Origin of the sequence: Psychrobacter halodurans, from assembly GCF_017498075.1 — a bacterium.
Lineage (GTDB): Bacteria > Pseudomonadota > Gammaproteobacteria > Pseudomonadales > Moraxellaceae > Psychrobacter > Psychrobacter celer.
In genome coordinates this window covers 1-12,259 of sequence record NZ_JAGBKN010000016.1, presented here as the reverse complement: position 1 = coordinate 12,259, position 12,259 = coordinate 1, and the positions used below count along the sequence as shown (strand labels likewise).

10 protein-coding genes are annotated in these 12,259 nt (G+C 47.3%); 4 read left to right on the top strand and 6 right to left on the bottom strand.

What is annotated here, in order from left to right; translation table 11 throughout:
• Positions 1–200: 200 nt before the first annotated feature.
• Complete coding sequence (locus J3491_RS08275; RefSeq protein WP_207969835.1) at positions 201–1,838, top strand: electron transfer flavoprotein-ubiquinone oxidoreductase; 1,638 nt, start codon at positions 201–203, stop codon at positions 1,836–1,838.
• Between the two features lie 128 nt (positions 1,839–1,966).
• Here the strand turns inward: J3491_RS08275 and J3491_RS08270 are convergent, their stop codons facing one another.
• Complete coding sequence (locus tag J3491_RS08270; protein WP_075102512.1) at positions 1,967–3,463, bottom strand: alanine/glycine:cation symporter family protein; 1,497 nt, start codon at positions 3,461–3,463, stop codon at positions 1,967–1,969.
• 677 nt (positions 3,464–4,140) lie between these two features.
• On the opposite strand from J3491_RS08270, the gene J3491_RS08265 reads away from it, so the two are divergent.
• The 3 genes from J3491_RS08265 (at position 4,141) to J3491_RS08255 (ending at position 7,056) form a co-directional block, all read left to right on the top strand.
• On the top strand, positions 4,141–4,401 hold the full coding sequence (locus J3491_RS08265; RefSeq protein WP_100748990.1) for a DUF4212 domain-containing protein: 261 nt from the start codon (positions 4,141–4,143) through the stop codon (positions 4,399–4,401).
• Positions 4,402–4,404: 3 nt separating this feature from the next.
• Positions 4,405–6,273 carry a sodium:solute symporter family protein gene (locus J3491_RS08260; RefSeq protein ID WP_207969811.1) on the top strand — a complete coding sequence of 623 codons (1,869 nt, stop codon included), beginning with the start codon at positions 4,405–4,407 and terminating at the stop codon, positions 6,271–6,273.
• 234 nt (positions 6,274–6,507) lie between these two features.
• On the top strand, positions 6,508–7,056 hold the full coding sequence (locus tag J3491_RS08255) for a hypothetical protein (protein ID WP_207969810.1): 549 nt from the start codon (positions 6,508–6,510) through the stop codon (positions 7,054–7,056).
• A gap of 14 nt (positions 7,057–7,070) precedes the next feature.
• Here the strand turns inward: J3491_RS08255 and J3491_RS08250 are convergent, their stop codons facing one another.
• The 5 genes from J3491_RS08250 to J3491_RS08230 form a co-directional block, all read right to left on the bottom strand.
• The gene (locus tag J3491_RS08250; protein WP_207969809.1) at positions 7,071–7,673 is read right to left on the bottom strand and encodes a rhomboid family intramembrane serine protease; all 603 of its coding nucleotides are present in this window, start codon (positions 7,671–7,673) and stop codon (positions 7,071–7,073) included.
• A gap of 82 nt (positions 7,674–7,755) precedes the next feature.
• Positions 7,756–8,781: a 5'-nucleotidase gene (locus J3491_RS08245; protein WP_207969808.1), complete on the bottom strand. Its 1,026-nt coding sequence runs from the start codon at positions 8,779–8,781 to the stop codon at positions 7,756–7,758.
• A gap of 259 nt (positions 8,782–9,040) precedes the next feature.
• A complete protein-coding gene (locus J3491_RS08240) occupies positions 9,041–10,330 on the bottom strand; it encodes a TRAP transporter large permease (RefSeq protein ID WP_100748985.1) in 1,290 nt (429 codons plus the stop codon).
• The gene (locus J3491_RS08235; protein ID WP_100748984.1) at positions 10,327–10,854 is read right to left on the bottom strand and encodes a TRAP transporter small permease; all 528 of its coding nucleotides are present in this window, start codon (positions 10,852–10,854) and stop codon (positions 10,327–10,329) included. The genes J3491_RS08240 and J3491_RS08235 overlap by 4 nt, the downstream gene beginning before the upstream one ends.
• A 17-nt stretch (positions 10,855–10,871) precedes the next feature.
• Positions 10,872–11,930, bottom strand: a complete 1,059-nt coding sequence (locus J3491_RS08230) for a TRAP transporter substrate-binding protein (RefSeq protein WP_207969807.1) — start codon at positions 11,928–11,930, stop codon at positions 10,872–10,874.
• Positions 11,931–12,259 lie beyond the last annotated feature (329 nt).

Sequence of the window (12,259 nt, the reverse complement as noted above, 5' to 3'; positions counted from 1 at the left end):
ACGTTAGCGCCACAAGTCTATTATTTAATTGTTAAGCTAATGATGCCCTGAGATAAGCCACCATAAGTTTAGGAGTAGGTATGCAAGAGCAAGACAATCAAAAGCCAGTCGTTGATGGCGATACGGTAGCGACAGATACGGTCGAGCAAGACGTGCAAGCACAAAGCGTGGCTGCAGAGCCTGAGATAGAACGCGAGTCTATGGAGTTTGATGTCATCATCGTCGGCGGTGGTCCTGCAGGCTTGTCTGCGGCTATTCGTCTGCGTCAGCTTGCCATTGAGGCGGGCAATGATGAGTTTATGGTTTGTGTGGTCGAAAAAGGCTCTGAGTTTGGCGCTCATACCTTATCTGGTGCAGTCATCGAGCCACGCGCGCTCAATGAGCTCATCCCTGACTGGAAAGAAAAAGGTGCCCCGCTCAACGTACCTGCGACCGAAGATCGTTTTTATTATCTCAATTCAGCCACGCGCTCGACCAAAGTACCTGACCCTTTAATCCCAGCACCGATGCACAACGATGGCAACTATATCGTCTCGCTAGGCAATGTGGTGCGCTGGCTTGCCGTACAGGCAGAAGAGCTAGAAGTGATGATGTTCCCAGGCTTCTCTGCCGCCGATATCTTATATAATGATGACGGCTCAGTGCGTGGTATTTTGACAGGCGATATGGGTGTGGCGGCTGGCGGCGAGGCCAAGCCAAGCTTTGAGCCAGGCTATGAGCTACTGGCCAAATACACCATCTTTGCTGAAGGTAGCCGCGGTCACTTGGGTAAACGTTTAATCAGCCGTTTTAGTCTCGATAAAGACGCTGATCCTCAGCATTATGGTATCGGTCTAAAAGAGCTGTGGGAAGTGGCACCTGAAAAACATGAGCAAGGCGTGGTCATGCACGGTCTTGGCTGGCCATTGACCGAAACTGGCTCGACGGGTGGCTGGTGGCTGTACTTCGACGAAAACAACCAAGTCAGCTTTGGTTTGGTGGCAGATTTGTCTTATCACAACCCATACATGTCGCCATTTGATGAAATGCAGCGCTTAAAGACGCACCCTGTTATCAAAAACGTCTTAGAAGGCGGCAAGCGTATTTCCTATGGTGCGCGCGCCCTGACCAAAGGTGGCTTAAACTCTCTACCAAAATTCACCTTCCCAGGCGGCGTGTTGGTCGGTGACGATGCTGGTTTCTTAAACCCAGCCAAAATCAAAGGCACGCACACCTCGATGAAATCAGGCATGCTCGCGGCTGAGGCGATTTTTGAGGCGCTGCAAGCTGACCGCCAGCACGACGAAGTGGTGGCTTATACCACTATGTATAAAGAGTCGTGGTTATATCAAGACAACTATGAGTCACGCAACTTCTCCCCTGCGATACATCGCATGGGTCTGTTTATGGGCGGCGCCTTTACCTTTATCGAGCACAATCTATTAAAAGGTAAAATGCCACTGACCCTGCATGACAACATCCCTGACTATGATCAGCTAGAGCGTGCCAACCATGCCTATCAGCCGACCTACCTAAAACCAGATGGTAAACTGGTATTTGATAAGCTGTCATCGGTATTTATCTCTAATACCAACCACGCAGAAGATCAGCCAACACATCTTAAGCTCACTGACCCAACGGTGCCAGTATCGATCAACCTGCCTCTCTATGCCGAGCCTGCGCGTTTGTACTGCCCAGCGGGCGTCTATGAAGTGGTCAAGGATGCCGAAGGCGCAAAATTCGTCATCAACGCGCAAAACTGCGTACACTGTAAGACTTGTGATATCAAAGATCCATCACAAAACATCACTTGGGTCACGCCAGAAGGCGGCGGTGGCCCCAACTATCCAAACATGTAATGGTGTTGAAGAGCCTTGAGCAGTCATCTGCTCACCGCTGAGCAATAAAAAACCGCCCTTAGTTTATAAGGGCGGTTTTTTAATACTTATACATTCAATGCCTCAATTAAATGACGCGACAACCCATCTTAATCTGTCCAAGCGTCACGGTTGGCTTCGTCTTTTAGTTTGACAAAATCATCAGGGTCAAATTTGATTTGTGTACCTGATTTGCCTTCTTTGATTTGACGCTCGTAGTCACGCAGTATGCGTAGCGCCACAGGAGACAAGAGCAAAATAGCCACCAAGTTGACGAGTGCCATCATACCCATGGATAAATCCGCAAAGTTCCAAATCGCAGGCAAGCTGGCGATAGCACCAATAAACACCATTCCCAATACCATAAAGCGGAATATCATGATCATCACTTTGGCGTTTTTGGCGCCTGAGATAAACTCAAGGTTCGACTCGCCATAGCTGTAGTTGGCAATGATGGAAGTAAAAGAAAAGAAGAAAATGGCAATGGCGACAAAGATAATACCCAAATCACCCACGTACTGCGACAACGCCAGCTGCGTCAGCTGAATGCCTTCTTGCTCGACATTGGGGTCGACCACGCCTGACAAAATGATAATAGAAGCCGTTGCGGTACAGATCACCAGCGTATCCATAAACACGCCGAGCATTTGCATAAACCCTTGCACCGCGGGATGGTCAGGATGGCTTTTAGCCGTAGCTGCCGCATTGGGTGCCGACCCCATGCCTGCCTCGTTAGAAAACAGTCCGCGTTTGATACCGTTGATCATAGCCTGAGCGATACCATAACCGATGACCCCGCCCGCCGCTTGCTCAAATCCGAAAGCTGATTTTACGATCAAGGCGATGGCAGCTGGGAATTGGCTAAAGTTGGTGATGATAATAAACAGTGCCAATAAAATATACAAAATCGCCATGATAGGGACGATTTTGCCCGCGATACGAGCCACCGAGCGCAACCCTCCAAACACCACAGGCGCGACCAGTGCCACCAATACAAGGCCTGTCATCCATGTTGGCACGCCAAAGGCTTCATTGGTCGCTTGTGCGATGGTGTTGGACTGTACGCCATTGAAAGCAAGACCAAAGGCCACGAGCAGACACAGTGAGAAAAATATCGCAAGCCAGCGTTTACCCAAGCCTTTTTCGATATAGTAGGCCGGTCCGCCGCGGTACACATTGTCATTGTGAGGGACTTTGTATGCTTGGGCGAGCGTCGACTCGATAAAGCTGGTCGACATACCAACCAGCGCGGTCATCCACATCCAAAACACTGCACCTGGCCCACCGAGATAAATCGCAATCGCAACCCCTGCCAAGTTACCCGTACCCACACGCGCCGCCAGCGACGTCATCAATGCTTCAAATGAGCTGATACCGCCATTTTTGCGTCCTTGGTTAGAGACGCGCAATAGCTTCCACATATGACCAAAGTGGCGAAACTGAATAAAACGTGTCACGACAGTAAAATACAGACCTGCGCCAATCAGTACAAACATCAGCAGACCATACCAAGGGTTACTGGCAATCAACCAATCGTTGTTCCCCCAGATAATACTGACACCATAATTTACGAGGCTGTTAAACCACCCTACTATCCCTTCACTCATATCAACTCCTCGTGAATATTTTTTAAAACTTGCTTATTTTTTGCGTTTTATATCAAATAAACGCCATTAAAACCAGCATACCATGCTCAGTCGTCAAATCTGCTGTGCATTTTATAGAGATTCGGTGCGCCACAACCATCACGTTTACTTATCGGTTCAAGATATTTATTTTTAAAATAAATACTGCAGGCTCCTCCCATCCTATAGAATGATAAAAGTAAACAATTTACTGCAGAAAGTAAGCCAGCGGTGATGGTTTTTACATACTGTCATCCACCTATCAGGTTTTTATTACTAATGGTTATGCAGGATTTTTGGTTTATGCCGATTTGTTTGCAGTGACGCAGACTTGAAAGTGATAGACTAAATTTTATAGGCATTGTGACTTATTGAATATTCACTTATTGTCATGATTGTTTGGCACACTAAAAACTTTAAGACGCTTGTCAGGAAGACGAGACGGTAATCAAAGACAGTGGATGGTCTGCCCCCTCCTTTCTTCCTCAAATATTGTTTGTTATAGCGCTCTTAAATACAGCGATCTTGGCAAATAGTCATCATGCTAAATCAGCACTCGCGTTATCTGATCGTCAGTGCGTGCTTGTCAGATGTCTTTATCAGACTGACGAGACTGAGATCAATCATGATATTTTAGGTAAGACAAAAGGAGTTGTCCTATGGAAAACCACAACGATCCATCCGGCTATTGGCGTGCTAATGTCCGTCTCATTTTAGGCAGCCTTATCATTTGGGCATTATGCTCGTATGGCTTTGCTATTCTCTTACGTCCTCTTTTGGCAGGTATAAAAATCGGTGGTACTGATTTGGGCTTTTGGTTTGCCCAGCAAGGTTCTATCGGGGTTTTTATCGTCTTAATTTTTTTCTACGCTTGGCGTATGAATAAGCTGGACAAACAATATGGCGTAGATGAGGAATAGATCATGAGTCAGTATGTGATTAACATTATTTTTGTGGGTCTATCCTTTGCGCTGTATTTCGGCATTGCGATTTGGGCTCGTGCTGGGACCACCAGTGAATTTTATGTGGCAGGCGGCGGCGTTCATCCTGTCGTCAATGGTATGGCGACTGCTGCTGACTGGATGAGTGCCGCGTCATTTATCTCGATGGCAGGTCTTTTGGCCGCGGGTGGCTACGGTGCCTCCACCTATCTGATGGGCTGGACAGGGGGTTATGTCTTACTGGCCATGCTGTTAGCGCCTTATTTACGTAAGTTTGGGAAGTTTACAGTACCAGACTTTATCTCCGATCGCTTTTATTCCAAGACAGCGGCGATGATTGCGGTGGTTTGTCTGATTGTGGCATCGACCACCTATGTTATCGGACAGATGACTGGTGCAGGTGTTGCTTTCTCTCGCTTTTTGGAAGTAGAGAATGACACAGGTCTTATCATTGCCGCGGTGGTGGTGTTTTTCTACGCAGTACTAGGCGGTATGAAGGGCATTACCTATACACAGGTCGCTCAGTACATCGTCTTGATGATTGCCTATACCATTCCGGCTGTCTTTATCTCGCTTGAGCTGACCGGCAACCCTATTCCAGGTTTGGGTCTTTTTTCTACGCATGCTGAGTCCGGCGTGCCTATTTTGACCAAGCTTGATCAGGTGGTCACTGATCTTGGTTTTACTGCTTATACTGCTGATGTGCCAAATAAGCTTAACATGGTACTGTTTACGCTATCACTTATGATTGGTACAGCAGGCCTACCTCACGTTATCATTCGCTTCTTTACCGTACCAAAAGTCGCTGATGCGCGCTGGACAGCTGGCTGGACGTTGGTCTTTATCTCATTGCTATACTTTACCGCGCCGGCGGTGGGTGCCATGGCCCGTTTGAACTTAAACGACACCATCTATCCACAAGGCGTTGATCAGCCGGCACTGCCTTATGAGCAGCGTCCTGACTGGATGCGCACATGGGAAGATACGGGTCTTATTAAATATAATGACTTAAATAATGATGGCCGTATTCAACGCTACTTCGATAGCGGTCTTGGTGAGGCAAAACTTGCATTAGTGGCCGCGCAAGCAGAAGGTGGCGATGTCACTGCTGCTACGGCAGAAGTCGCCAAGGCGCAAGCCGCTCACGATCAAGAGCTTGATGGACGCTTTGCTGAAGCAGGTTGGGCGGGTAATGAGCTGGATGTCAATAACGATATCTTAGTCTTGGCCAACCCAGAGATTGCTCAGCTGCCACCTTGGGTGATCGGTCTTATCGCTGCTGGTGGTTTGGCAGCCGCGCTATCGACCGCGGCAGGATTGTTGTTGGCCATCTCATCTGCCATTAGTCACGACTTAATCAAACGAAACCTCAACCCAAACATCACTGATAAAGGAGAGCTACAAGTTGCTCGAATCTCTATGGCGATTGCAATTGTAGTGGCAACGTGGCTTGGCCTAAATCCGCCAGGGTTTGCCGCACAGGTGGTGGCCTTGGCCTTTGGTATCGCTGGCGCCTCATTGTTCCCCGCGCTAATGATGGGTATCTTCTCAAAACGCATCAATAATCTGGGCGCAATCTTTGGGATGCTCGCCGGCCTTATCACGACCTTGGTATATATCTTTGTCTTTAAAGGCTGGTTCTTTATCAGTGGTACTGCCAACTTCCCCGATACCGCAGAGTACTGGTTGTTTGGTATCTCACCGCTGTCGTTTGGGGCCATTGGCGCGCTGATTAACTTTGCGGTCGCCTTTATCGTTTCTTATTCGACAAAAGCGCCACCGCTGCACATCCAAGAGCTGGTTGAAAGTGTTCGCTCTCCGCGCGGCGCTGGCGGTGCCATCGACCACTAGGCGTACGAGCCATGTTGGCTCTATAATCAAACCACGCTAAAAGGATAAATGTTGAACGTCACTTTTTTTCTTGGAATGATTATAGATATCATATGTAAAGTGTCACTCACAGGCAGGCGCTGCTTGTGAGTGATTTTTTTATCCCTTTAGGTGAAGAATAAGTCTTGGATGGTTGCCAGATTTATTTTTGCCTAAATAAAACGCAAACCGCCCTAACCCATTAAGGAGGATTTTATGCTTTTTGAGTTTATTGCCACTATGGCCGCAGCGTTTGGTATGGCTGGACTGGCACTGATCATAACTCACCTCAGTAAACTGTCGGGCAAACGCGCACCAAAGTGGCTGGTGCCACTCTTTGCAGCGGTTGGCATTTTTACCTTCCAAATTCACCAAGAATACAACTGGTATTCTCAGCAAGTCAGCAAGTTGCCCGCGGGCGTAGAGGTGGTCAAAACAGCAGAGAGTCGCACTTGGTTCCGGCCTTGGTCTTATGCCAAGCCGCAAATACTGCGTTTTATCGCTGCAGATATCAAAAATGCTCGTGCCCAAGTAGACAATGCGGATATGCGCTTAGTCACTCTTTATTTGTTTGAAAGACGTAGAAGCGTACAAAAAATCCCGCAAGTCATCGATTGCGCGGCGCCTGCGCGTGCAGATTATATATTGCCAAAAGCAGGCAGCACCCTATCACTTGATGAGCATGTGCAGCAAACCAGCACATGGCACCCATTGACCAAAGCGGATTCTTTATTTATCCGTGTTTGCACAGATAGTAATCCATAACGCCTCTACCATGTTTAGCGTATAGAGCCTACCTGATAGGTATGTTTGGAGTTGGCACCCAATAGCAGACCGGCGCACAAGCCGCCGAAATGCGCGGCAAATGAAATGCCTTGCTGCGGCATCAAACCTTGCTTGATAATCAGCCAATAGCCTGTACCCATGACAATACAAGCGAGCAGGTAGCCCCAACGTCTGGCAAATACCGCGCCGCCGATCATATACCCAATCATGGCAAAGCATAGCCCCGATGCGCCGATATGAATAGAAGACGGCGAACCGATGACCCAAGTGACCAGCCCTGAGGCAATCACCAGCTTAATCACCGTACGATAGGCATTTTTTTCAAACAAGCCAAACAAAAATAAAATCTGCAACAACGTAATGGTATTGCTCAATAAGTGAGAAAAGTTGCCATGCATTGTCCATGAAGCGACTACCCCTATCATGCTACCCACATCTAAGGCGCGCGGTACAATACCAAACACATTCCAGATGCCAAAAAAGACCGTTTCATTTAAAAAAAACATCCCCCACATCGGCATCAGCACAAAAGCATATAGTCCGATGACTTGTTTGACCCGTGTCATGATGAGAGAAAATAACTGCTGCCCATTCATATCGTGACCTGCCCTTGACTCTATGCCTTGTATTTAATGCTTACGCTATAGTTGATTCTAAATTAAACAGATACATTGTATGTCAACGTGGAACTGGTATAAATAGCAGACTGTTTTCTTTATCAGCGGCCAAATAGCTATCACCGTGTAGCAACGAGGCTGAATGATAAGGCACCAAAGCCGTTGGGATAAAACGGCGCGCTGCATCGATATGCTGGATTGAATCATCAAAAAAGATATGCGGCGCAAAGGTTCTGAGCACCGCTGTCTTTTCTAGTCCACCCAAAAAAAACGCCATATCGACATTGACGCCCCATTCTCGCAATGTTTTGATAGCCCGCAGATCGGCAGGGGCGTTGCGAGCGGTGACCAGAGCGATTTTTACCGGAGAGTAACTAAGCCCCGCCGGCAGACGCTCTTGCAGGTTTGAGAGCTTAATCAAGAACTCGGCATATGGCCCCTTCTCTATCGGCAAATCCCGCATTTTGGCTTCACGGTCATGAAAGGCGCGTAGCCCTTTTTGCTTATAAAGCAGCTCACCTGAGTCATCAAAGAGCACCGCATCACCATCAAAAGCAATGCGCAGCTGCTGAGTATCCAGCTCATAAGTATTGACAGGCGTCGCATCCAAGATGGCACACGCACAAATATTGGCATCGGCAACTTGCTGAGCGTCCTCGCGATTGGTGGTCAAAAACAAGTCCACATTAAAATCATCGATATAAGGCGCCACCGGGCTGCCTGAGATAAAAGCCGATCGAGAAATATTGAGGCCATGCTCACGAATGGCATTGAGAACCTGAATACCAGTATCAGGGCTGCTTTTTGAGACGATAACCACCTCAACCAGCGGCGCTTCTAGCTCAGTTTCTTGACTGTCAGCCTGACAGTACCTGTTCAGGTTTAGCAGCGCTTTTATCAGAGGATAGCCTGCGCCAATGCTCAAAGGATCGTTTTCGCGCTCTGTCATATAATCGCGAAACGCCTTAATGGCTGTATCAGGATGCTGCGCTAATAACTGTGACAAATAGCTCTCAGACTCCGTTAAATCAAACAGCGCCGTCGCAGAGACCGCTACAATCAACGTATTACTAAAATCAACTGCCATAATAAAAGGCTCTCACTTGTCAGGCTCCATGGTAGAGTTTATTGTAACAAGGCGCTACCAGAAGATATATGGCACTTTTATGACTAGCGCTGGCATCGATAGCGAGCGTTATCGTTCAATTATTACAACAAGAAAAGCCATATTGCTTTATAAACAATATGGCCACTTAAACACAGTTACCGTTTAGACTATTATTTGAAAAAGATAGCGTTGTCCTTCTAGATGGTTTTTGCCTACCTTGTCCCTCAGCCGCCGCCCTTTATGCTAGCAGTACCAGAGAAATCGCAGGGAACGCCACCAAAATCACCAAGCGAATCACATCGGAGACAATAAACGGCGCTACCCCTCGAAACATATCGGACAGCTTAATATGCGGAGCCATCGCCTTAATCACAAAGATGTTCATGCCCATCGGCGGCGTAATCAACCCAAGCTCTACCGTCAGTACCGCGATGATACCAAACCATACCGGATCAAAACCTAAGGCTACGATGATCGGATACACTACCGGAATGGTGATGACCAGCATCGCCAAGGCATCCATAAACAGCCCTAATAAAAAGTACATGATCAAAATACAAATCAGTACCACCATTGGACTCACTGCCAAGGTACCAATCCAGCTCGCTAAGGTATATGACAATCTAGAGACTGAGATAAAGTAGCCCAGCGCCTCTGCACCTAGTAGCATAAAAAACACCACTGCAGATAATGCTAAGGTTTCAATCAACGACTGCTTCAGTCCCTTCATACGCATGCCTTTGGCAAACGCATAAGCCCAAGAAACGAACGCCCCGACGGCAGCGCCTTCCGTTGGGGTAAACAACCCAAAGAAAATACCAGCGATAATAACGATAAAGATAAAGCTAAAGGGAATGAGTCCTGTCAACGCTATCAGCTTGGCTTTCCATGAGGTAGATTCACCGCGCTGCGCCAAGTGTGGTTTCCAGCGCACCATGATCATGACAGTGATCGAATACATGACCATGCCTAGCATACCGGGCAAAAATCCTGCAATAAACATGTCACCGACCGACTGCTGGGTCAAAATGGCATAAACCAGTAAGGCAATACTGGGCGGAATCATAATCCCAAGCGTACCACCAGCCGCTAAAATGCCGCAGGCAAAGCCTGGCTGATAGCCATACTTCTCCATTTGTGGTAAGGCCACTTTGGTCATGGTAGAGGCGGTCGCTAACGATGATCCCGAGATTGAGGCAAAGATACCCGATGAGCCGATACCGGCGATTCCCAAACTGCCCCTGACACCGCCAAAGATGGTGCGGGTTGCTTCAAACAATTTGCCTGCCATACCAGAATGAGTGGCAAAGACACCCATCAAAATAAATAATGGAATGGCACTAAAGTCATATTTGGCTAAAACGTCGACGGGGAGGTCTTTGAGCATTTGTACAGCGCCACTCGGTGCCGTCACAGCGCCAAAGCCGACCAGACCAACGCCAAGCATAGCAAGGGCAACGGGTACTCGTAAAACGACGAGTAGGATCATGACGATTAAGCCGATGGCTCCAACGATTTCTGGACTCATGCGCCTGTCTCCTCAGCGTCAAAAAACTCGCCTGTCTTAAAGATATTGATGGACTCGATCAAGGATCGAATGGCCAGCAAAGCACTTAAAAAGGCGCTGACAAGGTAAATGGGCATCATTGAAATCCGCAAATCTTGGGTGACTTTGCCAAACTCGATAGCATCAACGGCGCTCTCAAACAGCCCCCAAGCAAAGACGATACCGATGACAAAGAACCCCAGCATAAAGACGCCCATCATATAACCTTTGATAGACTTGGGCATCTTTTGGGTGAAAACATCAACAATGATTTGTGAGCGTTCGACAAAAGCGGCAAAGGCAGCTAATAGCGCAAACAGCATAAAATAAGAAACAATCTCGACGCTGCCTTTGACAGTGAAACCAAACTCACCACCGGTGAGCTTGAAGATATAACGGGCGGTAACATCTAGCATGGTGGTCAAAACGATGATGATCAGACTGATACCACCGATGAGCTGACATAGCCGTGAGATGAAGGTACTGATTTTGACCAAGTAGGCCATGCGGCGACTCCTTTAGGTTAGACCTTGCAGGCGGCGCTGGCGGCTTTGGCTTTTTCGTAAACACTATCTGCATCTAGGCCCAAAGCATTTACATCTTTGAGATATTTCTTTGTGCCTTCTAATAATGGGCCTCGCCAATCCGGATCATTTAATGGATCTGGAATCTCCACAATCTCATCGCCTTTAGCTTGGGCCGCTTTTATTGCCATATCGTCATGTTTATCAAATACTTCACCTACCTTTCTGGCAAGCGCCATGCCTGAGTTCTTATCAAGAACTTGTTTTAAATCATCAGGCAGGGCGTCGTATTTGTCCTTATTCATCGTGACCATCAGGGCAGAGCTATAAAAAGGAATATTGGTATGATATTTGGTGATTTCGTCTATTTTAAAAGCTGTCACAGCTTCCCACGGAAAGCTCAGACCATCAACGACACCGCGCTGTAAAGAAGTATACATATCATTGGCAGGCAGACCCACAGGCGAGGCTCCAGCACTTTCTATGATATCACCAGCGACCGCAGAAGGACGACGAATACGCATGCCCTTCATATCTGCTGGCGTGCGTATTAGCTTATCGGTCGTGTGCAAAGAGCCAGGTCCAGCACCATACATAAAGAGGAGATGTGAGTCTTCATACTCACCGGCCAAGGTGCCGTCATCATAGAGGGTTTGTAGCATACAGCCCATCTGTGTGGCAGAATTAGACAAACCTGGAAGCTCAGTGATCTGCGTTAATGGAAAACGTCCATTGGTATAACCATGCGCTTGTGAGCCAATATCTATGGTACCTTTAGCAGCGGACTCATAGGTCACGTCAGCTTTTGCAAGACCTGCTGAAGGGTATAGCTCAACTTTTAATCGGCCATCAGAATCAGTTTCGATTTGCTTGGCCCATGGCTCAAAGACTTCTGTACTGATTGAGGAGGTTGCAGGCCAAAAATGAGAAAAACGTAGAACAGTGGTTTCTTGAGAATTTGCTGACACACCATCGGTACTATCCGCAGATTGATTTGAACAACCAAAAAGACTCGCGGCAGCTAATGCACCAATCGAAAAAAGAGGAGCTAACTTCATTATCAATTCCTTTTGATAACTGTAAGAATAAAAGTCAAAGACAAACTTAGTATTTATCTCGTCAAATCATTTATGACGCTACAAGCCTAAAACATCCTTTTATAGACCTGTAATAAATATTACTATTTAAAATTAGCAGTTATAATGATATAAGTCAAATCATTTTGGATGCTTAAACTTGTTATTGAGTCAAAAGCCGCTTACTAGAACCAAAGCCAATAGCAGCTCACGCATAAAAAAGCCCCCTTCTACTCACGTAGAAGGGGGCTTTTTAGGAATAGGGAGCTGACGATGACCTACTCTCACATGGCCGGAGCCACACTACCATT

Bases quoted from the DNA above. Each gene is read 5' to 3' on its own strand.
- J3491_RS08230 (WP_207969807.1), bottom strand. From the start codon at position 11,930: ATGAAGTTAGCTCCTCTTTTTTCGATTGGTGCATTAGCTGCCGCGAGT.
- J3491_RS08260 (WP_207969811.1), top strand. From the start codon at position 4,405: ATGAGTCAGTATGTGATTAACATTATTTTTGTGGGTCTATCCTTTGCG.
- J3491_RS08245 (WP_207969808.1), bottom strand. From the start codon at position 8,781: ATGGCAGTTGATTTTAGTAATACGTTGATTGTAGCGGTCTCTGCGACG.
- J3491_RS08270 (WP_075102512.1), bottom strand. From the start codon at position 3,463: ATGAGTGAAGGGATAGTAGGGTGGTTTAACAGCCTCGTAAATTATGGT.
- J3491_RS08250 (WP_207969809.1), bottom strand. From the start codon at position 7,673: ATGAATGGGCAGCAGTTATTTTCTCTCATCATGACACGGGTCAAACAA.
- J3491_RS08240 (WP_100748985.1), bottom strand. From the start codon at position 10,330: ATGAGTCCAGAAATCGTTGGAGCCATCGGCTTAATCGTCATGATCCTA.
- J3491_RS08235 (WP_100748984.1), bottom strand. From the start codon at position 10,854: ATGGCCTACTTGGTCAAAATCAGTACCTTCATCTCACGGCTATGTCAG.
- J3491_RS08255 (WP_207969810.1), top strand. From the start codon at position 6,508: ATGCTTTTTGAGTTTATTGCCACTATGGCCGCAGCGTTTGGTATGGCT.
- J3491_RS08275 (WP_207969835.1), top strand. From the start codon at position 201: ATGGAGTTTGATGTCATCATCGTCGGCGGTGGTCCTGCAGGCTTGTCT.
- J3491_RS08265 (WP_100748990.1), top strand. From the start codon at position 4,141: ATGGAAAACCACAACGATCCATCCGGCTATTGGCGTGCTAATGTCCGT.